Origin of the sequence: Brevibacterium sp. RIT 803 (assembly GCF_016892625.1) — a bacterium.
GTDB lineage: Bacteria > Actinomycetota > Actinomycetes > Actinomycetales > Brevibacteriaceae > Brevibacterium.
Genome location: NZ_JAFEMW010000002.1, coordinates 648,045 through 669,998 on the forward strand (window position 1 = coordinate 648,045; position 21,954 = coordinate 669,998).

Here is a 21,954-nt window from a genome sequence, read left to right on the forward strand (position 1 = left end):
GGACACACCATGAAGATCGCACTGTTCGGAGCTTCCGGAATGATCGGATCCCGCGTCACCAAGGAAGCCGCCGAGCGCGGCCTCGAGGTCACAGCCATCACTCGGACCGGCACCGAGGTCCCGGGCGCCGCAGCGAACCTCCAGGGCGACATGGCAGACGCCGAATTCGACCGACAGGTCGTCGCCGATCATGACGTCATCGTCTCGACAACTGGTCCCAGCCGCACCGGCGGACCCCACGAAGAGTGGTTGAAAGCTCTGGAGACACTGGCTCAGTCAAGCGGAGACAAGCGCGTCTTCGTCGTCGGCGGTGCCGGATCGCTCTTCGTCGGCGACACCATGCTCAAGGACACCGAAGGATTCCCAGAAGCCTATAAGGCTGAATCGGAGACCGGCACGAGGGCACTCGAGCTGATGCGTTCAGGCAGCTACTCTCCCTGGACCCTGATCTCCCCCGCCCCTGAGATCGGGCCCGGTGAACGTACCGGAACCTACTCAACCGAACTCGAGACGCCCGCCGGTGATTCGATCTCAGCAGAGGACTTCGCTGTGGCCATGGTTGACGAGATCGTCGATGCAAAGCACATCGACTCTCGCTTCACAGTCGCGAGCTGAGGCGCTCGATGCCCAGCGGCACACCCTCTCGGGATTCGAGCCGCGGGCGCTCTGATTCCGCCCCTCGTGAATGAGAAGAACGCCGGGAGTGCAATTGCACTCGCGGCGTTCTTCAGACCTCATCGGGGTTCACATCACGGTGATGACCGGATGCGAATCCTGCACTCAGGTATCAGGCCTTGGCGGTTTCCTTCTGAGGAGCCGGCTTTGAGTTAGCGGCCTCGACGAAGTTCTTGCGAGGGACATCGAGATCAGCCAGCGGCATGGCGTCGCGACCGACGATGGCGTTGAGGATCCAGTTGCCGAAGACCTTGACCTTGCGGTCCACTGTCGGGATCGCGTAGCCGTGGTAGGCGCGGTGCATCAGCCAAGCGAGGACGCCGCGGGCTTCGAAGTCGCCCATCTGCGAAACGCCCTTGTACAGGCCGAGGCCCGCAACAGTGCCGATGGTCTTGTGGAAGTACTGCTTGAACTCGGTCTCTCCGCGCAGTGCGGCGAGAACGTTGGCAGCCAAGACTGGCGCCTGTCGCACGGCGTGCTGAGCGTTGGGCACGCAGTAGCCACCCACACCGCCACCGGAGAGATCCGGCACGGCAGCGTTGTCACCGGCGGCCCATGCGCCTTCGACCACGCCGTTGTCGCCTTCGACGCGCAGATCGGCGCGCACGGTCACGCGACCGCGTTCATCGAGAGGCAGGTCCGAGTCGACGAGGATCGGGTTGGCCTTGACGCCAGCCGACCACACGATGGTGTCCGCGTCGAACTCTTCACCGCTGGAGAGCTTGATGTGCTTGTCGGTGCAGTCCTGGAGGAAGGTCTCGAGGTACACGTCGATGCCGCGTTCGCGCATGTGCTCCACAACCCAGCGAGCCTGAGCTTCGCCGACCTCGGGCATCACGCGATCCAGTGCCTCGACGAGGACGAAGCGGACGTCGGCTTCTGTCAGCGTCTCGTACTGAGCCACTGCGGAGCGGACGACGTCTTCGAGCTCGGTGAGGAGTTCGATGCCGGCGAATCCGCCACCGACGAAGACGAAGGTCAGCGCCTTGCGACGTTCGTCATCATCTTCCATCAGCGAGGCATCGGACAAGCGGCTGAGGAGGTGATCGCGCAGTGCGACGGCTTCCTCGATGCGCTTGAGCGCGATGGCGTTCTCCTTGAGGCCGGGAATCGGCAGAGCGCGCGCCACCGAACCGGCGGCCATGATGATGTGGTCGTAGTCGAGCTCGAACGCCTCGTCGTTCTCCGGCTCGACGGTGACGAACTTGTCGCCGTGGTTGATCGAGGTGACCTTCGCGGTGATGACCTCGGCACCGGAGAGATTGCGGCGCAACGGCACGACGGCGTGACGTGGTTCGATGGACCCGGCTGCCACCTCGGGGAGGAACGGCAGGTAGGTCATGTAGGGATTGGGATCGACCACGGTCACTGTGGCTTCGCCACGACCGAGGTTCTTCAACAGATTCTGAGCGGTAACGAGACCAAGGTAGCCGCCACCAACGACGAGGATTCGAGGACGCAATTTTGAGTTTCTGATGAGTGCCATATTCCCATCTTAGGCCCTTGTGAAAACTTTCACTAATTGCATCTCGACGCTCCAGATCAGAGGTTCGGCACCGGGTTCTATCAGCGTTTGCGGCGAATGAAAACCACTGCTGAGAGCACGAAGAGGACAACTGCGATGAGGCCTCCGGCACCCAGAACCGAGAACCCCAGCTTGGGCGTGGCCTGAGATGAGACCACGTCCTTGGGCGCGACTGCTTTCGGGTTGTTGTCCTCTGCTGGTACCGCATTCTCCGTCTCAGCCGAGTCGGACTGTGCGCGCCGGTGCATCGTCACCCAGTCGGCGAGAGCGTCGGCTGAGCTGGGAACAGACTTCGGGACGTCGGCCTTCATCGCGGCCTTCGGATCGAGACGACCCCAGCCGACGATGGGATCCGGCTTGCCCTTTTTGCTCTGCCCCTTGTGCCCGGGCACAGGCTTGGCCGTCGAAGTCAGCTTGGCGGTGACCTCGTCGGCACTGAGATCTGGGTCCTCGGCCCGGATCAGCGCTGCCACTCCGGAGACGATCGGTGAGGCGAAGGAACATCCCTGCCCCTCTGCATAGCCGCCCGAGTAGTACGGGATCGGAATGTCTGCCGCCGGCCCCATGAGGTCAACAGCCGTTCCAGGAGCAGTTGACTCGGAGAGAACTCGGTTGTTCTTGCCCAGTCCGCCGACGCCGATGACGCCGGGCACTGTCGACGGCGACCACGCCTGGGTCGCGCCTTGGGAGGCATTGCCGACACAGGCGACGACGACGACGTCCTTCTCATACGCGTAGGCGAAGGATTCGTCCCAGCTGGAGGGCCAGGCAGGATCGTCCCAGCCCAGCGACATGTTGATGACCTTGGCTCCCGAGTCGACAGCCCAGCGGATTGCTTTGTCGGCCTGCTCGCGAGTGGAGCCTGATTCCTTCGGGCGGTCGGGGCCCAACCACATCGAGGCAGACAGGATATCGACGTCGGGCGCGACTCCGGTAGGTCCGGCGCCTTGCCCCTGGCCCGCGATGACTCCGGAGACGGCGGTGCCGTGGTGGATCGTCGTCTTGCCACCGATCGGGGTCTTGCCGTCCTTGTCGAGTCCGCTGAAGTCCTTTGACTTGCTGACCACGCCTTTGAGGTCCTCATGTTTGGTGTTGACGCCGGAATCGATGACGGCGACCTTCACGCCTTTGCCCGTGGACTTCTTCCACATGTCATCGATGCCGTATTTCTTGATGTACCACTGTCCGGGTCCGGGCTCGGGCGCAGCGAGTGCTGGCTGAGTCGTGCCCATGACCAGTCCCAGCACCAGAGAACCGACGATGGCGAGTTTTGCGGTGCGCCTTCCAGCGCGTGGGCGCTGGGAAGGTGTCGGTGTCCGCGGCGCGACGGGCCTCACGACTGCGGTCGCGCTAGGTCGAGCGCGGTGCCGTCGAGGATGTCCGTCTCCGAGACCATGATGTCGAGTTCAGCCCCCGCGCTCCTGACTGCGGAATCGATGCGGGCCGCGATTCGGGCGAACAGCAGTCCCCCCGCCGCGATGACGTCGACGCGCCCGGGGTGCATGTACGGGAGTCCGGCACGAGCCTCACGCCCCATCCGCAGCAGTTCGTTGGCTTCGCCGTCGATGTCGGCCACGCGCAGATGGGTGCCGTGGATGCGTTCGCGCTGATAGCTGTCGAGGTCGAGGATTCCCGCGGCCAGTGTGGTGACAGTGCCTGCGACTCCGATCATCGTCCGCGGGGCGGCAAGATCGACGATCTCGGCGGCCTTGTCGAGGTTGGCATCGATGTCGCCGATGGCCGCCTGGATCTGCGCCTGGTCGGGGACGTCAACGGACATGTGGCGTTCAGTCAGGCGCACGGATCCGATATCCATGCTGACCGCCGAGGTGACGCTTTCGGAGCCGAGGACCAGTTCGGTTGATCCCCCGCCGAGGTCCATGACGAGGAACGGTCCGCTGTCGGCACCGTGTCCGACGGTCGCACCGAGGAATGACAGATGAGCCTCTTCGTCGCCGGTGATGACGTCGGGCACGACGCCCAGGATGCCGAAGATGCCTGCGGAGAACTCGTCTCGGTTCTTCACGTCACGGCTGGCGGAGGTGGCGACGAACCTCAGCTTCTCCGGTGAGTACTCGGCAGCCACCTCGGCGAATTCCCGGGCCGCGGTGAACGTGCGTTCCAAGGCTTCGGGGGCGAACTCACCCGTCGCGTCCACACCCTGGCCGAGGCGCACGATCCGGGTCTCACGACGAAGCTCGGTCATCTGTCCGTGCTCGTCGACGTCGGCGATGAGCAGACGCAGGGAATTGGTCCCGCAGTCGAAGGCGGCAACTCGCATGAGTCTCTCCTATTCGCTTGCCTCGGCCGAGGCGTTCTCTGCGCCCGCCGGGGTGGGGACGTCGGTCATGAAGGAGATTGCGCGATCACCGATCGGGTTGATCCCAGGGCCGGCAGCCAGTGAGTGGCCCACCAGGGCGTGCAGGCATTTCACTCGGTTGGGCATGCCGCCGGCGGAGTAGTCCTTGATCTCCTCCACCTCGGCGAGGCCGGCCGTTCTGCCGATCTCGGATCGCGTCGCAAGGTAAGCGGTATGGGCCTTGGCATAGGAGGCTGCGAGCTCTTCGTCCTCGGCGAGCTCAGCAGACCATTCGGCCATGATTCCCGAAGCCTCGAGACGCGAGCACTCCGTGACGAAGGCGGGATGAGTGAGGTAGAAGGCGGTGGGGAACGGCGTGCCGTCCTCGAGCCTCGGAGCAGTGGCGACGACCAGAGGCTCACCCGATGTGCTGCGGGCGGCAATCCCGACGACGCCGCGCGGAATCCGCCCGAGCTGGTCCTTCAGGATGGCGAAGTCCGCCTCGGTGCACTCTGTGATCATCAGCCCTTCTCCACGGTATTGCCGACCTCTTGAATCGACTCCAGCAACTCAAGGTACCAGGCTTGTTTGCGTTGCGGGCGGTCCGTAGCCGAATCGTCACCGTTGATCGCCTCCTGATTGGTGACGATGACCGCGTTCTTGCCCTCTTCGACGTAGTACTGATCCTTGCGGGCCTTGCGCGTGATGTATGCAGGGTCCTTGAGGTTCTCGTTCTTCTCTTCCAGTCCCTGGACTTCGGACTTCGTCGATTCGATCTCGCTGTTGAGCGCGGCGATCTGCTGTGCCTGTTTGAGGGCCGAGTTGATCGAGGGCAGGAAGGTGACGAGCACGATGGCGATGACGAGGAGGAATACTCCAGTCTGCCAGGACAGCTTCCGCTTGCGAGTGTCTTCGGTGGGCTGAGCCTCGACGACCGGTGCAGGGCGTCGACGGGGAGCGGCTCTGCCCGGAGCCGATTTGGGGGCGCTGTTTCTGGGCTTGCTCGGAACCATGTCTCTTTCCTCTGCGACCGGGGATGGGGAAGGCTGTCGCAACACATCTAAGTCTGCCGTGTCATCATCCGGACTGCGAGGATTTGGGTGTCGTGGCGTGTTCTATTTTTCGAAAGCCCAGATCCGCCCGGCTCCTTCGCTGCGCTCACGCACGTCCTACCCTTTCGTCGATGTCCGACAACTAGTTCAGCTCCCGGCACCGTTGGCCCTAAAACCCCCCCGCTGCTGTTGGGTGATATGGCACTCACACTGCAGGGTGCGGACGCCGGAGTCCCGAGATGCACACGTCAACGCCCCGCACCTCACCACTCCCAATCCAGCTTCCACCTCAACTAGTGGTTATCCACAGAGTTATACACAACCCAAAAATCTTTAGTGCGAAGTCAGATCCCAGAAGCAGGGACAGCAGGAACGACAGGCGGAATCTGACACCACTGCTGGGGCAACCGCAGCGACTTCGATGTCGACGGCATCACCCCCGGCCGAGGTGTTCTCGCACATCTCCGCGGCTCTCATCGACGGCCTGCCTATTGCCTACCCTGTCACCCACCAAGTGGAGGCGGTGCGCCCCGGAGTCAACCGCAGGTTCAAGAGCATTCATGTCAGGGGTGTGACAACCCCGAGACATCACCGGCAGGCAGTTCGCGGGACCGAGGTGACGACGCTTGAACGCACGCTCATTGATGGTGCTCGAACAGACAACCCCGATATCTCGGTTTCCATGCTCGACAACGCTTTGCACCGTGGACTGACGACGCGAGAGAAGATCCTCATGACGCTGGCACAATGCTTGGAGACAAGGAACACCAAGAAGGTTCATCTCGCTCTCGACCTGGCCGATGGCCGCCGCGAATCCCCTGCCGAGTCGATCGCCGCGGTGAGATTCTTCCAGCACGGTTTCGTCGGGTTCGTCCCCCAAGTCGAGTTCAAAGCGGCCTCATTGCGGTCAAATATTCGCGTCGACTTCTGCCACAAGGGAGCCCGGATGATCGTTGAAATCGATGGACTCGGAAAGCTGTATCTCGGCTCGGGGGTGCCCCGCGACGAACTCGAACGCGAAAGGCGCAGAGAACAATGGCTGCGAGATCAGGGCTGGCGAGTCATCAGAATCAGTTGGAAAGAGCTATTCACCGACGCGAAGTTCGAAGAGATCAGGCGAGCCCTCATGGGCACGAGGTGATTCACCGAGGATGCGCACGGCAGACGCGGCAGGACCCCTCACCCGCAGCCGTATGAACAACCTCTGCAGATGTATGAAATGCGTGGAGCAGGTGGAGTTTGTGCGCTCCCAGTGTGTTCTGCGAGGGGTAGGAGGTTTTGTGATCACCAGGAAGTTTTGTGATCATCAGGAGGTTTTGTGATCGCGGAGAGGTTCGGTGATCGGTGGGAGTCTGGCAACGATCCCGTCAAAGGAGGTTTTGTCGATGAATGCCGCCGAGGCGGGGCCGGATGACCATTGATGATCACCTGACACCCGCCTCGGGGACGAAGCCATTCAACCGTCGAAGCGAGGGAAGGCTCCGCGTCCGGCGTAGCGGGCGGCATCGCCGAGCTGCTCTTCGATGCGCAGCAGCTGGTTGTACTTGGCCACGCGCTCGGAACGTGCCGGAGCACCGGCCTTGATCTGGCCGGCATTCGTTGCCACGGCCAGGTCGGCGATCGTCGTGTCCTCGGTTTCGCCTGAACGGTGCGAGATCATCGTCGTGTATCCGTTGGTCTGTGCCAGCGAAACCGCATCGAGGGTCTCTGTCAGGGTGCCGATCTGGTTGACCTTGACGAGCAGCGAGTTGGCGGTGCTGGTGTCGATGCCTCGCTGGAGACGCTCGGGGTTCGTCACGAACAGATCGTCGCCGACGAGCTGAACCTTGGAGCCGATGGACTCGGTCAGGGTGGCCCAACCTTCCCAGTCGTTCTCGTCGAGTGGATCTTCGATAGACACCAGCGGGTACTTGGCGAGCAGACCCTCGTAGTATGCGGCCATGTCCTGCGCGGACTTCTTCTCGCCCTCGAACTCGTAGGCCCCATCGGAGTAGAACTCGGAAGAGGCCACATCGAGTGCCACCGCGATATCGCGGCCCGGACGGTGTCCGGCCAGTTCGATGGCCTCGAGGATGAGGTCGAGTGCCGCGGCATTGGAATCGAGGTTCGGTGCGAACCCGCCCTCGTCGCCGAGCCCGGTCGACAGGCCGCGCTCCTTGAGCACGCCCTTGAGCGCGTGATAGACCTCGACGCTCCACTGCAGACCCTCGTGGAAGCTTGCCGCGCCGATGGGAGCGATCATGAATTCCTGGATGTCGACGTTGGAATCGGCATGCGATCCGCCGTTGAGGATGTTCATCATTGGAACGGGCATGACGTGGGCGTTCGGTCCGCCCAGGTACCGGTAGAGCGGCAGGTCCGCAGACACCGCGGCCGCACGAGCCACTGCCAGCGAGGTGCCCAGGAGGGCATTGGCGCCCAGGCGGGACTTGTTCTCGGTTCCGTCGAGCTCGATCAGTGCCTGGTCGACCAGACGCTGATCATCGCTTTCGAGACCGACGATGACCTCGTGGATCTCGTCGACGACTGCGTCAACAGCACTGGTGACGCCTTTGCCCAGGTAACATTCTGGGTCTCCGTCGCGCAGCTCAACGGCTTCGAACTCACCGGTGGAGGCACCGGAAGGAACACCAGCACGACCGACGGATTCGTCGGCCAGCAGCACTTCCACCTCAACGGTGGGATTTCCCCGGGAATCCAGGATTTCACGGGCGTTTGCGGCAACAATCTCAGCCACTGATTACTCCTTCGCAATTGGTTTCACATGGGGAACATGTGCCTGCAGGACAGCTTAATGCACCGGAGGACCGAGCTCATTCTCAGTCCCGGACGCCCCCTTGCCTGTCAGCAGACGTCAACAGCTGTTCGCGCAGCTTATCCGGGCTCGCCGGATCCATTCCATGCTCGAGCAGATAGGCTTCGACACCGTTCTCGCCATATTCTGCCTCGACGGAGTCGAGGATCTTCGCCATGAGTTCCGGTGGTGCCGCTGTTGCCGTCTCGGCGAGGTTGCCGGAGATGCCGGCGTCGGCGAAGTTCCGGGTGATGTTCTCGAGGAATCCTCCCGACAGATGCTGGGAGGTGATCGCGTAGTCCTCGAGGATCTCCTGACGTCCGACGCCGAGGAGCGCGAGGATGAATGCGGCGACCATGCCGGTCCTGTCCTTGCCGGCAGAGCAGTGGAAGACGACTCCGCCTTCGCAGCTCTGCGCAACGACATCGACGGCCTTGGCCAGTCGCGTTCCGAAGTGGCTGATCATCAGCTCGTAGATCTTACTCAGTGAGCGATCGGAGAGGTCCATTCCGGTCGCCTCGGCGGCCTTCTGCATCTCCTCGCGGCTGAGCTGCTTCTCAGGAAAGAAATGATCGTCGAAGATGGGCAGCTCGATGTGCTCCACGTCGAGTCCCTCGAGCGCGTCGGGCAGCTTGGATCGTTCCCCGACGTCACGCAGATCGACGACGGTTCTGATGCCGAGTGCTCTGATCTCGGCCCGCGACCTGTCTGTCAGTTGGGCGATACCGTCGGACCGGAAGACCTTCCCCTTTCCGACGCTCGACTCCCCCGCCGAGGTGGGGGATCCTCCGATGTCACGGAAGTTGAATGTGCCTTCGATATCGATACGATCCAAACTCACTGATTCGTGTCTTTCTGCTGTTTCTCTTCTGTCTTGATCCGGCGATATTCGGCCTCGACGTCTTCGAGGGAGGCCATGTGCTCATCACTGGCGCCCTCGCCGAAGGCCAGGGGATGACGCCGGATGAGTTTTGCCTCCAGCCCTTCGATGATCATCCCCAGCGTGTGCCCGTAGGGGGCGGACTCACTCTCGTCCAACAGCGCGGAATGGAAGAGCACCTGGTAGAAGACATCGCCGAGTTCCTCGACGACGGCGGCTCGGTGGTCCGGATTCGAATCAGCTCGGTAGTCTTCGAGTGCTTCGATGAGCTCCTCGGTCTCCTCACGCGCATACTTCTCGAGGCTTCCGTGGTCCTGCCGGCTCGACCACGGGCACCGACGCCGCAGTGTCGCCATCGCCTCGATTGCTCCCTCGGTTCGAGCACCGATGACGCCCGTTGTCTCTGCCTGCTCCACTGTCGTGACACCTTCCGATTCCTGCACCGCTATGACAGTTCGACTCACTGCTCGACACACTACGAAGGGCGAACAATAAGAATGACCCCCACCGCAGGCGCGATGGGGGTCGAATTCTGCATCACTTGCTGAACTTGTCCTTGACGTCCTTGCCGAGGTCCTTGACCTTCTCGCCGACCTGCTTGGTCTTGCCCTTGAGCTGGTCCGCGGAGCCCTCGGCCTTGAGCTCGTCATCGCCGGTCATGTCGCCGACTGTCTCCTTGGCCTTACCGGAGAATTCTTCAGTCTTGTTGTCGAACTTGTCGTCAAAACCCATGATGTCTCTCCTTCAGTCTCACGGTACGTCTGTACTCGTATTCGCACTCTACGCCAGGAATGGCGGAAGAATGTGAACTCTCAGAATACGTGCAGATTCATTCTGAGTCGATCAGATCGGTTGAGTCATTACGGCCTCTTCGCTTTTTGACCCCGACCTCAGACGCCGGCTTCGACGGCTTCCGAGGCGACGACGGGGACGATCGCGTCGAGGAACTGGTGGGCCCAACGCAAGATGTCGGAATCCGTCATCTCCTTCGCATCGAAGCCGTTTCCGGTCATCGGCTTGGGCACGAGCACCGACCGAATCGCGGGCTTGAGCAGAGACTTCGGGTACAGGCGTTTGAGGCGCACGACCTGCGAATCCTCGAGCTCGAGCGGACCGAAGCGTACGAAGTTGCCTTGGACGACGATGTCGTTGATGCCCGAGGCTTTGGCCCTGATCCGCAGTCTGGCGACGTCGGCGAGCACACCCACCGCCTCCGGGTAGGGCCCATACCGGTCGACGAGTTCGTCGAGGACTTCCCGCAGTTCGTTCTCGTTCGCCGCGGCAGCCAGTTTCCGATAGGCCTCGAGCCGCAGCCGTTCGTGATCGACGTATTCTGCCGGCAGGTGTGCGTCAACGGGCAGTTCGATGCGCATATCTGCTTCGGGCTCGGTGTCCTCACCGCGGAAGTTCGCAACGGCCTCCCCCACAAGCCGCACGTAGAGGTCGAATCCGACCCCTTCGATCTGTCCGGACTGCTGTCCGCCCAGGAGGTTGCCGGCACCGCGGATCTCGAGGTCCTTCATGGCTACCTGCATGCCGGCGCCGAGCTCTGTATGGGCGGCCAGCGTCGTCAGACGGTCGTGTGCTGTCTCCGTGAGTGTCGTGTCTGCCGGGTAGAGGAAATAGGCGTAGGCCCGTTCCCTGCCTCGACCGACCCGACCGCGCAGCTGGTGCAGCTGGGAGAGTCCGAAGCGATCCGCGTGATCGATGATGAGCGTGTTGGCGTTGGAGATGTCGATGCCGGTCTCGACGATCGTCGTGCACACGAGCACGTCGAACTTCTTCTCCCAGAAGTCGACGATGACCTGTTCCAGGCGCTGTTCGTTCATCTTTCCGTGGGCAATCGCGATCCTGGCCTCAGGAACGAGTTCGGCGATGTGGCCGGCCACGGATTCGATGTCCTTGACTCTGTTGTGGATGTAGAAGACCTGGCCCTCGCGCATCAGTTCGCGACGGATCGCGGCCTTGATCTGCTTATCCTCCTTCTTGCCCACGTAGGTCAGCACCGGATGGCGCTCCTCGGGCGGGGTGGCCAAGGTCGACATCTCTCGGATGCCGGTCACGGCCATCTCCAGGGTCCTCGGGATCGGCGTTGCCGACATCGCGAGCACGTCGACGTTCGTGCGCATCGCCTTGAGCGTCTCCTTGTGTTCGACGCCGAAGCGCTGCTCCTCGTCGATGATGACCAGGCCCAGGCTCTTGAACCTCACCTCGCCGCTGAGCAGTCGGTGCGTGCCGATGACCAGGTCGAGCTTGCCTGCGGCCAGATCTTCGACGACCTTGTCCGATTCCTTCTTCGTCTGGAAGCGAGAGAGCGCACCGACGGTGACGGGGAAGCCCGAGTAGCGTTCGGCGAAGGTTTCGAAGTGCTGCTGGACGAGCAGAGTCGTGGGCACCAGCACAGCGACCTGCTTGCCGTCCTGGATCGCCTTGAATGCCGCTCGGACTGCAATCTCGGTCTTACCGTAGCCGACGTCGCCGCAGATCAGACGATCCATTGGGACTGCCTTCTCCATATCGCCCTTGACCTCGTCGATGGTCGTGAGCTGGTCGGCGGTCTCCACGTAGTGGAAGGCGTCTTCGAGTTCGCGCTGCCATGGTGTGTCCGGTCCATAGGTGTGGCCGACGGTGGCTTGTCGTGCCGAGTAGAGGCGGACGAGTTCACCGGCGATCTCCTTGACCGCCTTCCTGGCTTTGGCTTTCGTCGTCGACCAGTCGGAGCCGCCCATCTTGTTCAGGGTCGGGCTCTCCCCACCGACGTAGCGGCTGACCTGGTCGAGGGCATCGCTGGGCACGTAGAGTCGGTCGCCGGGCTGGCCGCGTTTGGCCGGAGCGTATTCGACGATGAGGTATTCGCGGGTGTGCTTGTTCGCACCCTTGCCAGTGGTGCGCTGGGTCATCTCGATGAACTTGCCGACGCCGTGCTGGTCGTGGACGACGAAGTCCCCGGGCGCCAGGTTGAGCGGGTCCACCTGGTTGCGTTTGCGCCGGGTGGGCAGGCGCCGCATGTCCCTCGTCGAGGTGGCTGCCGCGCGACCGAGCACATCGGCTTCGGTGAGCACGGCCAGTTTGAGGTCGTCGAAGACGAATCCCCCGAAGGGCGCGGCCGTGGTGACGGTCACCAGAGCATCGGCGATGTCCGCCGGGTCATCGACGAAGGTCGCAGGCACCCCAGCCTCCGAGAACACCTCGACCATCCGCTGGCCCGGTCCCTGTCCTTCGGTGAGTACGAGGATGCGCCACCTGTCATGGATGAGTCCCTTGACATCGGTGAGGATCGCCTCGACATCACCGGCATATCCCCGAGGTGCGCGAGCCGGAACGGAGAACAGATTCTCCGCGGGTGAGACGAGCTCTTCGTCGGTGGCGAATCCGCCGAGCTCCCACCAGGCCAAGCCGATGAGGCGAGCGCCATCTTCCATCTCTTCCATGGTCCGGAATGTCGCGGCGGATAGGTCGATCGGGGATTCGCCGCCGGCTGCGGCTCCTGACCATGCGGCTTCGAGGAATTCGTTCGTCGTCACAACGAGGTCGGCAGCCCTGGCGTGGACACGTTCGGGCTCGGTGATGATGATCTTCGTGGATTGGGGCAGCAGCGCGATGATCGGCTCCATGCCGTCTGCCAACACTGCCGAGAGTGATTCCATGCCTTCGACGGCGACTCCACCGGCGATCTTGTCGAGCATGTCCGTTGCTGCCGGCAGCGTCTGCGACAGCGTGGCCGCTCGCTCCCGGATTGAGTCGGTGAGCAGGAGCTCCCGGCAGGGTGGAGCCGAGAGCTTCAGCGGTTCGGCCTCCGCCTCGGCGGGAATGGATCTCTGGTCGCTGACGGAGAATTCGCGGATCTCATCGATCTCGTCACCGAAGAATTCGATGCGCAGGGCATGGTCCTCCGTCGGAGGGAAGATATCGACGATGCCACCGCGGACGGCGAATTCGCCTCGACGGGAGACCATGTCCACGCGTGAGTACGCAAGTTCGGTCAGGCGGTGGGACAGCTGGTCGATCTCGTACTCGTCGCCGACGGCCAACTCCACCGGCTCAATGTCGCCGAGCCCCTTGACCAGCGGCTGCAGGAATGCGCGGACGGGGGCGATGATGAAGGCCAGGTGCCGGTCCGGGCTCGGGTGGGCCAAGCGGTGCAGAATCTGCAGACGCTGCCCGACGGTGTCGGACCGAGGTGAGAGCTTTTCGTGTGGGAGTGTCTCCCAACTGGGGAAGATCGCGATCGAATCCTCGGGCACCCAGTCCGCCAGCGCCCGGGCCAGGTCTTCAGCCTCACGAGTGGTGGCCGTGACGATGAGCTGCGGCGCCGAGGTGGACGGATCGTTGTCGCCCGACACCAGGGTTCGGCGCAGGATCGATGGCCACAGACCCCTGATCGCATCGATCGTCCCACCTGCTGTCTCCGGGTCGTTGAACGCTCCGACGAGGTCAGTGATGGTGGAGTTCTGGCGTGTGAGATCGAGTCCGTTGAGCACCATGCAATTCTAAGCCACTGCCCTGACACGAAAAACGACGGCAACCGTGCTCTGACCACTCTTCGTAGAATCGTGTGAAGATGAGGACATGTCCTACCGCACTCTGTTCGCGACTGCGGCTGCCGCGACGCTGTTCCTGGCAGGATGCACCGCTGAAGAGGAAGTCCCCCAATCCGAACGCTGGGACTTCCACACCAGGCCCGACTTGAACCCGCCGAAGATCGACATCGACGTCGGCTCACAGCAGCCCGAGGTCGACAATGACCTCGAGACATTCCTCGCCCCCAAGGGACAGACCGCCGATGACGGGGAGTCCTGGGTCGGCGGACTCATCCTCGACCCAGACCGGTTCTCCGTCTGGGTCGGCGGACTCATCCTCGACCCAGACGGAGAACCGGTCTGGATCCGGCAGGGATCGGGCCAGATGTGGGACCTGCGGGTTCAGGAGTACAGGAACGAGCCCGTCCTCACCTGGTGGGAGGGAATGGCAGAAACGCCCGAGACAGCCGGTGAGGTCGTCATGCTCGACGACAGCTACAACGAGATCGCACGTGTCGGCATGGGAGGCGACCTCGCCCACAAGACCGCCGATCTGCACGAGACGACGATCACAGACGACGAGACGATGCTCCTCCTGTCCTACATCAAGACCCAGACGGATCTCAGATCCGTCGGCGGCCCGAAGGACGGTTGGGCCTGGGAAGGAGTGGTCCAGGAGGTCGACATCGCCTCCGGTGATCCCGTTGTCGAATGGCGAACACTCGACGACATTCCCGTCGACCAGACGCAGTCGACGCTCAAGGACGGCGAAGGCACCGAGGAGGAGCCCTTCGACTACATCCATCTGAACTCGGTGTCCGTCGACGACGATGGCGATTCGCTGCTCGTCTCCGCCCGCAACACACATGCGATCTATCAGCTCGATCGCAAGAGCGCCGAGGTGAACTGGGTGCTGGGCGGGTCTGCCAGCGACTTCGAGATGGGCGAGGGCGCTGCCTTCGCTTGGCAGCATGACGCCGTCCGCCGCGACGACGGCATGATCACCCTCTTCGACAACCATGCTGCGCCCCGCCTCGGCGATTCCAGAGGTCTGCGCCTCGACGTCGATGAGGAAGCGCAGAAGGCCAGCGTCGACGCCGAGTACCCGGCCCCCGATGACCGCTCATCGGGAAGCCAGGGCAATCTGCAGGAACTCGACAACGGCAATGTGTTCATCGGCTGGGGCTCCGAACCGTACTTCTCAGAGTTCACCAACGATGGCAAGCTGCTCTACGATGCCACTTTCACGGGCGGATCGAACTACCGGGCCTATCGCTTCGACTGGCAGGCGACTCCGTCAGCACCGCCCACCGCGACGAGATCTGAACCCGGTGTGGGCATCACACGAGTGCACATGAGCTGGAACGGAGCCAGCGACGTCGCTGCCTGGCGCATCCTCAGCGGCGACAGCGAGGAGCAGCTCGAGGAGACCGCAGTCGTCGATCGCACGGGGTTCGAAACCGCGGCCGACATCACCCCCACCGGCTCCCGAATCGTCGTCGAGGCCGTCAACGAGGACAAGGAGCGCATCGGCAGCACGATCGTGGACTGAGACATCGGAGATCTCAAGACTGTAACGGGGCTAACGGATCGGACACGATTGCCCACAGGCCCCGGTTCTTCGGGGTTCTCCAAGCTTCATCACCGACAATTGAGACATGAGTTCCAACCAGTCCCCTCGCTTCACCCCCGAAGAATCCCAGTTCATCTTCGGCAATGGTTCAACAGCCCCCGATTCGTCCAGGTCAGGCGGCCGCCCACCCGCAGACCAGCCCAAAGTCGCCAATCTGCGGACCACCGTCAGCCGCGATCACCGGCTCTCTCGCTTCGTCCCAGTCCTCGTCCTGCTGGCGATCATGTGGGCCATTGAGATCCTCGACACCGTCCTGCCCGTCGATCTCGACATGTTCAGCCTCGCGTCCTGGACTCCGCTGTCCCTCTACGGAGTGGTGACGTCTCCCCTCCTGCACTCGGGATTCGGACACCTCATGGCCAACACGTTCCCATTCCTCATCCTCGGGCTGTGCATCGCCGTCGAGGGGGCACGCCGCTTCTGGCTCGTCACCGTCATCACCGCCGTCGTCTCCGGGCTCGGTGCCTGGCTGACGACGCTGCCTGTGGGCCAACACGTCGTCGGCGCCTCGGGCATCGTGTTCGGATTCTTCGCCTACCTGGCTGTGCGCACCTGGTTCACCGAGGATGTGCTCCGCAAGATCGTCTACTTCGCCATCGGGTTCTTCGTCTTCATCACCTACGGCGCATCCATGATCTTCGGACTGCTGCCGCAGTCTAACGGGATCTCCTGGCAGGGACATCTGTTCGGCTTCGCCGGAGGCATCCTTGCCGCCTGGCTCATCCACCGCAAGCGTCCGGGCTCCGCGGCGCAGAGGCGACCTGCCGCCGAGCGGTGACCTGTCCCTCAGCGGTGACCGCCGTTCTCATTTCGAGTGGTATTTGAGCTGAACCTTCTCGAGGCCGTCGACGATGTACATCTCGACGGCGTCTGCGATATCCGAGATGAAGATCGGCAGCGTGGCGCGTTCGTCCTTGGAGAAGGGCCCAAGAACGTAGTCTGCGGTGTCCTGACGCCCCATGGGCCGGCCGACGCCGGCGCGGATACGGGGATAGTTCTTCGTCCCCAGCGCCGAGGTCATCGACCGCAGTCCGTTATGTCCGCCCTCCCCGCCGCCGACCTTGGCCCTGATCGTGTCGAAGGCGATGTCCACATCGTCGTGGACGGCGATGATCCGGTCTGTGTCGATCGAATAGAAGTCGGCAAGCTGCCTGACCGGCCCACCGGATTCGTTCATGTACCCCGTCGATGTCGCGAGCACCACTCGCGGCCCAGGGACTCCGGGAACTGAACCTGTGGGCAGTCGAGACGTGCCGACATTGGAGCGCAGTTTGGTACGTGTCAGATTGACGCCGATGCGATGTGCGAGTTCGGCGACGACCATCTGTCCGATGTTGTGTCTCGTCGATTCGTATTTGGGGCCGGGGTTGCCCAAGCCGAAGACCAGCCAAGCTTCGTTCGTCATCGTCGTCCTTCGCTCATTCTCTCTCGCTGCTCATCGCAGTTCACCCGATCATCCAGGGACTCTTGCCCCCTATGTGCTTACAGAACGAATTCGGTGGGCCGTTTCTTCAACGACCCACCGAATTCACACCTCAGGCTGCGCTCAGTAGCTGCGCGCAGACGGAAGAAGTCGAGGTCACTCGTCCCCGGACTTCTCCTCTGCTGCTTCCTCGGTCGACTCTTCGGTCGACTCTTCTTCGGTCTCGCCTGCATCCGACTCGGTGTCCATCTCGGCCTCTTCCGAGACGTTGACGACGAGAAGTTCGGGATCAGCAGCGAGTTCGATGCCCGAGGCCAATTCCACCTGTCCGGCCAGAACGTGCTCGCCGGCGGCGCGCCCGTCGATGGTGACCTCGATGTACTCAGGCAGCTTGGTGGCGTCTGCCTTGATGAGAATCGTCGACTCTTCCTGCTGCACCATGGTGCCGGGAGCGGATTCGCCGATGATGTGGACAGGAACGTCGACCTCGACCTTTTCGCCGCGCTTGACGATGATGAGGTCAAGGTGCTCGATCTGACGAGTGACCGGGTCGGTCTGCACATCGCGAGCGATGGCGAGAACGTTCTTGGCACCGTCGGTGCTTTCGATCTCGAAGAGGGCGTTGGCGTGCTTGAGGGCCATCATGGTGGCGTGGCCGTCAATCGAGATGTGCACAGGATCTCCGCCGTGTCCGTAGACGACTGCAGGGATACGTCCTGCGCGGCGGGTCCGGCGGGCAGCGCCCTTGCCGAATTCATTGCGGGGTTCGGCGATGAGTTTGAAGTCAGCCATTTTCTCTCCTTCGTGGTGAACTTATCTTGCAAGCACCACGGCGAAACAGCCTTCAACCACACTGTCGCTGTCTCAATTCGGCTCCGAAGGGCCGGTCAGCGCTGTGGGTCAGGACCGCGTCGATAACGGAAACATGTGTTTCCCTCGCCGAGGCAACCCTACGATTCTATGCCACCGTCGTCGGTGGCGCCAAGTCGGGCGGTCACAGCCTCGGCGCAGGCGTCGATGCCTGTCTCCGTGAGCAGGATGTCGTAATGGTTCGTACCTGGCACCTCGACGACGCTCATATCCTCCCACCTCTGCTGGTAGGAGACGACGAGTTCCGGTGGGTAGAGACCGGGCTCGGACGCGATGAGGTCACGCTCGGCGAAGAGGAACGTCACCTCGGCCTGGCGCCGCTGGCTGCTCATGATCTGGGCGAGCGCATTCCGGAAGGCACCGCCGGTGTACATGTCCGCCGAGTCGGCTTGCATCGCCTCGATCGACGTCGAAGGTTGGAAGCTGTGATCGTCCTTGGCCGCGAGATCATAGACGAAGCTCTCCGTGGCCACAGTGTCGAGGCCTTCGACGAAGGCAGGATGAGCGGCGAAGAATGCCAGGTATTCCTCGACCGACCCGAATGACATCGACAGCCGTTCGGACGCGGGGCCGAGCACCGCGGCGATGAGGTCGTCGGTGTCGAGATCATGGTCGTTGAGATCATCGAGTGCCCCGGTGACCTCATCTTCCCCGACCTGCGGCACCGGCAGGGGAAGTCCCCCGTCGATGAGGACTGGGCCACGGAAACGATCGGCCACCTCGGCCTCGGCATCGACACCTGCGCCCATGCCGGCCAAGGTCATGGCGACGAAACCGCCCATGGAATGTCCGACCAGAGTGACAGGCCCAGGCTCAGCGAAGGTGTCGATGGCGACGAGGACGTCTTCGGCATGGGCCCTCATCCCGAACGGTCCGCCCAGCAGACGGGAATCAGCACGCCCACGCAGGTCGGGCCCGATGATGCGCACACCGGGAAGTGCTGCGACCAGACCGGCGAAGAACAGATGGTTCGAGGTGATGCCGTGGATGACGCAGATGGTGGGAACACGGCCTGGCCCGAAGGCCACAGGCTCCCAGACGCCGACGGACAGTTCACCACCGGAGACGCTGACCCGGTACCGGTTGTAATCATGGGACGACATCGCCACAGTTCCCTTCACTCGGTTGTCTCCAGTGTAGAGCGTCGGTCGAGTCCCCGGCAGGCGATGCTTCCGACGAAACAGATCGAACCCCGAGCCGGAAGATCGGCTCGGGGTTCGGTCCGGATGGAACTCTCGCAGAAGGTGGCTCAGACCTCGAAGAGGCTGGTGACCGATCCGTCCTCGAAGACCTCGTGCACGGCGCGGGCGATCAGCGGAGCGATCGAGAGCACGGTGAGCTTGTCGAACATCTTGTCGTCCGTCAGCGGCAGCGTGTTCGTCACGATGACCTCCTGCGCCACGGAGTTCGACAGGCGTTCGACGGCCGGTCCGGAGAACACTGCGTGTGTCGAGACGACGATGACTCCGGTGGCTCCGGCGGCCATGCAGGCGTCGGCGGCTTGGACGATGGTCCCGCCCGTGTCGATCATGTCATCGACGAGGACACAGGTTCGGCCCTCGACCTCACCGACGACGCGGTTGGCCTTGGTCTCATTCGGTCGTGTGATGTCGCGAGTCTTGTGGATGAATGCCAGCGGCACCCCGCCCAAGGAGTTCGACCAGTTCTCGGCGACCTTGATGCGGCCGGCGTCAGGCGAGACGACTGCCAGATCGGTCGGGTACTTGTCCTTGACGTAGCCGGCGAGGATCGGCATCGCGATGAGGTGGTCGACCGGGCCGTCGAAGTAGCCCTGGATCTGCGCGGTGTGCAGGTCCACGGTGATGATGCGGTCGGCGCCGGCCGTCTTGTACAGGTCTGCCACGAGGCGAGCCGAGATGGGCTCACGTCCGCGGTGCTTCTTGTCCTGCCTCGCGTAGGGGAAGAACGGTGCGATGACCGTGATCCGCTTGGCCGAGGCACGCTTGAGTGCGTCGACCATGATGAGCTGTTCCATCAGCCATTCGTTGATCGGTGCACAGTGCGACTGCAGGACGAAGACGTCACAGCCGCGGACCGATTCGGAGAACCGGACGTAGATCTCTCCATTGGCAAAGTTGTAAATGTCAGTGGGGAGAAGTTCCGTCCCCAGATTCTCAGCGACTTGCTCAGCGAGCTCATTGTTCGCGCGCCCGCTGACCAGGACGAGCTTCTTTTCGCCCGCCGTCGTAATTTCATTCACTTGCCGGTTCCCCTTCAGATGCGGCCTCGGCTGCCTGCGCTGCAGGTGTGCCGGGGCGGTTGCTGACGACCCAGCCCTCCAGGTTACGCTGTGGCGCCACGGTTATGGCAAGCGCTCCCGCAGGGACATCTTTGCGCACTGTTGTGCTCGCACCGGAATAGGCACCGTCGCCTACCGTGACAGGGGCAACGTACATGTTGTCCGAGCCCATGCGTGCGTGCTTTCCGACGACGGTGCGGTGCTTGTTGACACCGTCGTAGTTGACGAAGACCGATGCGGCACCGATGTTGGAGCCCTCACCGATCTCAGCATCGCCGACGTAGGACAGGTGCGGCACCTTCGCGCCCCGCCCGATGTCAGCGTTCTTCGTCTCCACGAAGGTGCCGATCTTTCCATCCTCGCCGAGGTTGGTCCCAGGACGCAGGTACGCGAACGGTCCGACTTTGGCACAGGCTCCGACGACGGCCAGCTCCGAATGGGTGCGCACGACCTGTGCCCCGGCACCCACCTCGGTGTCCTTGAGAGTTGAGTCGGGGCCGACGACGGCACCGGTGCCGATGTCGGTGGCGCCCAGGAGCTGGACTCCGGGGAGGATCGTGACGTCCTCCCCCAGGGATACGTCCATGTCGATCCACGTGGTGTCGGGGTCGACGATGCTCACTCCCGCACGCATCCACTTCTCGCAGACGCGGCGATTGAGCTCCTTGCCGAGATTGGCCAGCTGCACACGGTCGTTGGCGCCCTCGACCTGCCACAGATCCTGGGTGGCTGTGGCGGCGACGGACTGACCTGCCTCACGAGAGAATCCGATGACGTCGGTGAGGTACTTCTCACCCTGCGCATTATCCGTGGTCAGTGAGGCGAGACCGTCCCTCAGCGCCGACGCGTCGAAGGCATAGATGCCAGAGTTGATCTCCCGGATGCTGCGCTGGTCATCGCTGGCATCCTTCTGCTCGACGATGCGCAGCAGGGCTCCGGAGGCGTCACGGACGATGCGTCCGTAGCCGGTGGGATCGTCGACCTCAGCGGACAGGACCGTGACGGCATTGTGCGAGGACTCGTGGACTTCGACGAGGGTGTTGATCGTGTCAGCAGTCAGCAGGGGCACGTCGCCATAGGTCACGACCACGGTGCCGGACAGATCGTCGGGCAACTGGGTCAGCGCACATTCGGTGGCGCGGCCGGTGCCGGGAACTTCATCCTGATCGGCGATGAGCACAGTCTGCGTCGAACTGATCGGCAGTGAGTCCAGATGGGAGACGAGCTGGTCGCGTTCGTGCCTGACGACGACGACGAGGTGCTCGGGAGCTGCGCCCGCCGCTGCCGCGATCGAGTGGTGGAGCAGGGAACGACCGCCGATCGGGTGCAGCACCTTCGGCAGGGTCGACTTCATACGGGTGCCCTGGCCAGCGGCCAGAACGATGACGGCGATGGGTCTGCTCTGCGACATGTGTTGAATCCTTCGCAAGTCGGATTGGGCCAGCTCCGCCCATAGGATTCGAACCTATACCACACGGCTCCAAAGGCCGGCGTGCTGCCATTACACCAGGGCGGAACAGCGTGCACCAGTTGAGGGCCCGCGCTCACGAGACACCATCATGCCACTACGATGAACCGTATGGAAATTCTTCGCGAGATTCTAGTGGCCCTGCATCTGATCGGAATGGCGATCATTGTGGGCGGATATTTCGCCCTCATCCGCTCTCCCAAAGTTGCTCCCGGCATGCTGCACGGCGCCTACCTTCAGCTGATCACCGGGCTTCTGCTGATGGGTCTGGCAGAGATGGGCGATGACGAAGTCAACCACGTGAAGCTCGGCATCAAGCTCCTCATTGCGATTCTCGTCACCGTCTTCGCATTCATCGGCAATAAGAAGCAGAAGGCCTTCGCCTCCGCTCCGGCTGCGGGGGCCGCCCCGGCTGGAGGCGACGCCGACACAGTCGTGGCGACAGCGGTGAAGAATCCCTCGGCGACGATGGCTCACCTGGTCTTCGCCGGCGCGATCATCAACGTGCTGGTGGCCGTCTTCGTCCACTGAGGTTCTCGTCCCAGACGAATCCGG

At 62.7% G+C, this 21,954-nt stretch carries 20 protein-coding genes and 1 tRNA gene; 5 read left to right on the forward strand and 16 right to left on the reverse strand.

Going from position 1 to position 21,954, the window contains the following annotated elements:
* Positions 1-9 precede the first annotated feature (9 nt).
* Positions 10-615: an NAD(P)-dependent oxidoreductase gene (locus JTF07_RS10215; RefSeq protein ID WP_204234113.1), complete on the forward strand. Its 606-nt coding sequence runs from the start codon at positions 10-12 to the stop codon at positions 613-615.
* 172 nt (positions 616-787) lie between these two features.
* On the opposite strand, the gene JTF07_RS10220 is transcribed toward JTF07_RS10215, so the two are convergent.
* From JTF07_RS10220 to JTF07_RS10240, 5 genes are all read right to left on the reverse strand, one after another.
* Positions 788-2,161, reverse strand: coding sequence for an NAD(P)/FAD-dependent oxidoreductase (locus JTF07_RS10220; protein ID WP_204234114.1), 1,374 nt, complete (start codon positions 2,159-2,161; stop codon positions 788-790).
* Positions 2,162-2,241: 80 nt separating this feature from the next.
* Positions 2,242-3,432 (reverse strand): S8 family peptidase, encoded by a 1,191-nt coding sequence (locus JTF07_RS10225; RefSeq protein WP_252199684.1) that lies wholly within the window; start codon positions 3,430-3,432, stop codon positions 2,242-2,244.
* Between the two features lie 101 nt (positions 3,433-3,533).
* Entirely contained in the window at positions 3,534-4,481 is a 948-nt protein-coding gene (locus tag JTF07_RS10230; protein WP_204234116.1) for a Ppx/GppA phosphatase family protein, read from the reverse strand.
* 9 nt (positions 4,482-4,490) lie between these two features.
* Complete coding sequence (locus tag JTF07_RS10235) at positions 4,491-5,021, reverse strand: DUF501 domain-containing protein (RefSeq protein ID WP_204234117.1); 531 nt, start codon at positions 5,019-5,021, stop codon at positions 4,491-4,493.
* Positions 5,021-5,512, reverse strand: coding sequence for an FtsB family cell division protein (locus tag JTF07_RS10240; RefSeq protein ID WP_204234118.1), 492 nt, complete (start codon positions 5,510-5,512; stop codon positions 5,021-5,023). The genes JTF07_RS10235 and JTF07_RS10240 overlap by 1 nt, the downstream gene beginning before the upstream one ends.
* A gap of 460 nt (positions 5,513-5,972) precedes the next feature.
* Between JTF07_RS10240 and JTF07_RS10245 the strand changes: the two genes are divergently transcribed.
* Positions 5,973-6,692 (forward strand): DUF559 domain-containing protein, encoded by a 720-nt coding sequence (locus JTF07_RS10245; RefSeq protein WP_252199685.1) that lies wholly within the window; start codon positions 5,973-5,975, stop codon positions 6,690-6,692.
* A 315-nt stretch (positions 6,693-7,007) separates the two neighbouring features.
* Here the strand turns inward: JTF07_RS10245 and eno are convergent, their stop codons facing one another.
* From eno to mfd, 5 genes are all read right to left on the reverse strand, one after another.
* Positions 7,008-8,288 (reverse strand): phosphopyruvate hydratase, encoded by a 1,281-nt coding sequence (gene eno, locus JTF07_RS10250; protein ID WP_204234119.1) that lies wholly within the window; start codon positions 8,286-8,288, stop codon positions 7,008-7,010.
* 82 nt (positions 8,289-8,370) lie between these two features.
* On the reverse strand, positions 8,371-9,186 hold the full coding sequence (locus JTF07_RS10255; RefSeq protein WP_204234120.1) for a tyrosine-protein phosphatase: 816 nt from the start codon (positions 9,184-9,186) through the stop codon (positions 8,371-8,373).
* A complete protein-coding gene (locus JTF07_RS10260) occupies positions 9,183-9,689 on the reverse strand; it encodes a MazG nucleotide pyrophosphohydrolase domain-containing protein (protein WP_353843931.1) in 507 nt (168 codons plus the stop codon). The genes JTF07_RS10255 and JTF07_RS10260 overlap by 4 nt, the downstream gene beginning before the upstream one ends.
* 73 nt (positions 9,690-9,762) lie before the next feature.
* Positions 9,763-9,957: a CsbD family protein gene (locus JTF07_RS10265; protein WP_143921044.1), complete on the reverse strand. Its 195-nt coding sequence runs from the start codon at positions 9,955-9,957 to the stop codon at positions 9,763-9,765.
* A 158-nt stretch (positions 9,958-10,115) separates the two neighbouring features.
* Entirely contained in the window at positions 10,116-13,709 is a 3,594-nt protein-coding gene (gene mfd, locus JTF07_RS10270) for a transcription-repair coupling factor (protein ID WP_204234121.1), read from the reverse strand.
* Positions 13,710-13,794: 85 nt separating this feature from the next.
* Between mfd and JTF07_RS10275 the strand changes: the two genes are divergently transcribed.
* Entirely contained in the window at positions 13,795-15,297 is a 1,503-nt protein-coding gene (locus JTF07_RS10275; RefSeq protein ID WP_204234122.1) for an arylsulfotransferase family protein, read from the forward strand.
* 106 nt (positions 15,298-15,403) lie between these two features.
* Positions 15,404-16,156 (forward strand): rhomboid family intramembrane serine protease, encoded by a 753-nt coding sequence (locus JTF07_RS10280; RefSeq protein WP_204234123.1) that lies wholly within the window; start codon positions 15,404-15,406, stop codon positions 16,154-16,156.
* Positions 16,157-16,183: 27 nt separating this feature from the next.
* Here the strand turns inward: JTF07_RS10280 and pth are convergent, their stop codons facing one another.
* From pth to JTF07_RS10310, 6 genes are all read right to left on the reverse strand, one after another.
* Positions 16,184-16,783: an aminoacyl-tRNA hydrolase gene (gene pth / locus JTF07_RS10285; protein WP_204234124.1), complete on the reverse strand. Its 600-nt coding sequence runs from the start codon at positions 16,781-16,783 to the stop codon at positions 16,184-16,186.
* A 174-nt stretch (positions 16,784-16,957) separates the two neighbouring features.
* Positions 16,958-17,593, reverse strand: coding sequence for a 50S ribosomal protein L25/general stress protein Ctc (locus JTF07_RS10290; protein WP_204234125.1), 636 nt, complete (start codon positions 17,591-17,593; stop codon positions 16,958-16,960).
* 158 nt (positions 17,594-17,751) lie between these two features.
* The gene (locus JTF07_RS10295) at positions 17,752-18,774 is read right to left on the reverse strand and encodes an alpha/beta fold hydrolase (RefSeq protein ID WP_204234126.1); all 1,023 of its coding nucleotides are present in this window, start codon (positions 18,772-18,774) and stop codon (positions 17,752-17,754) included.
* 146 nt (positions 18,775-18,920) lie between these two features.
* Entirely contained in the window at positions 18,921-19,892 is a 972-nt protein-coding gene (locus JTF07_RS10300) for a ribose-phosphate diphosphokinase (RefSeq protein WP_204234127.1), read from the reverse strand.
* Positions 19,885-21,342, reverse strand: a complete 1,458-nt coding sequence (glmU, locus tag JTF07_RS10305) for a bifunctional UDP-N-acetylglucosamine diphosphorylase/glucosamine-1-phosphate N-acetyltransferase GlmU (RefSeq protein ID WP_204234128.1) — start codon at positions 21,340-21,342, stop codon at positions 19,885-19,887. Before glmU ends, JTF07_RS10300 begins: the two co-directional genes overlap by 8 nt.
* A 33-nt stretch (positions 21,343-21,375) precedes the next feature.
* Positions 21,376-21,447, reverse strand: a tRNA-Gln gene (locus JTF07_RS10310).
* Positions 21,448-21,510: 63 nt separating this feature from the next.
* Between JTF07_RS10310 and JTF07_RS10315 the strand changes: the two genes are divergently transcribed.
* Positions 21,511-21,930, forward strand: coding sequence for a hypothetical protein (locus JTF07_RS10315; RefSeq protein WP_204234129.1), 420 nt, complete (start codon positions 21,511-21,513; stop codon positions 21,928-21,930).
* The last annotated feature ends 24 nt before the right edge of the window (positions 21,931-21,954 follow it).

Bases quoted from the DNA above. Each gene is read 5' to 3' on its own strand.
- JTF07_RS10215 (WP_204234113.1), top strand. From the start codon at position 10: ATGAAGATCGCACTGTTCGGAGCTTCCGGAATGATCGGATCCCGCGTC.
- JTF07_RS10220 (WP_204234114.1), bottom strand. From the start codon at position 2,161: ATGGCACTCATCAGAAACTCAAAATTGCGTCCTCGAATCCTCGTCGTT.
- JTF07_RS10225 (WP_252199684.1), bottom strand. From the start codon at position 3,432: ATGGGCACGACTCAGCCAGCACTCGCTGCGCCCGAGCCCGGACCCGGA.
- JTF07_RS10230 (WP_204234116.1), bottom strand. From the start codon at position 4,481: ATGCGAGTTGCCGCCTTCGACTGCGGGACCAATTCCCTGCGTCTGCTC.
- JTF07_RS10235 (WP_204234117.1), bottom strand. From the start codon at position 5,021: ATGATCACAGAGTGCACCGAGGCGGACTTCGCCATCCTGAAGGACCAG.
- JTF07_RS10240 (WP_204234118.1), bottom strand. From the start codon at position 5,512: ATGGTTCCGAGCAAGCCCAGAAACAGCGCCCCCAAATCGGCTCCGGGC.
- JTF07_RS10245 (WP_252199685.1), top strand. From the start codon at position 5,973: ATGTCGACGGCATCACCCCCGGCCGAGGTGTTCTCGCACATCTCCGCG.
- JTF07_RS10265 (WP_143921044.1), bottom strand. From the start codon at position 9,957: ATGGGTTTTGACGACAAGTTCGACAACAAGACTGAAGAATTCTCCGGT.
- mfd (WP_204234121.1), bottom strand. From the start codon at position 13,709: ATGGTGCTCAACGGACTCGATCTCACACGCCAGAACTCCACCATCACT.
- JTF07_RS10275 (WP_204234122.1), top strand. From the start codon at position 13,795: ATGTCCTACCGCACTCTGTTCGCGACTGCGGCTGCCGCGACGCTGTTC.
- JTF07_RS10280 (WP_204234123.1), top strand. From the start codon at position 15,404: ATGAGTTCCAACCAGTCCCCTCGCTTCACCCCCGAAGAATCCCAGTTC.
- pth (WP_204234124.1), bottom strand. From the start codon at position 16,783: ATGACGAACGAAGCTTGGCTGGTCTTCGGCTTGGGCAACCCCGGCCCC.
- JTF07_RS10290 (WP_204234125.1), bottom strand. From the start codon at position 17,593: ATGGCTGACTTCAAACTCATCGCCGAACCCCGCAATGAATTCGGCAAG.
- JTF07_RS10295 (WP_204234126.1), bottom strand. From the start codon at position 18,774: ATGTCGTCCCATGATTACAACCGGTACCGGGTCAGCGTCTCCGGTGGT.
- glmU (WP_204234128.1), bottom strand. From the start codon at position 21,342: ATGTCGCAGAGCAGACCCATCGCCGTCATCGTTCTGGCCGCTGGCCAG.
- JTF07_RS10315 (WP_204234129.1), top strand. From the start codon at position 21,511: ATGGAAATTCTTCGCGAGATTCTAGTGGCCCTGCATCTGATCGGAATG.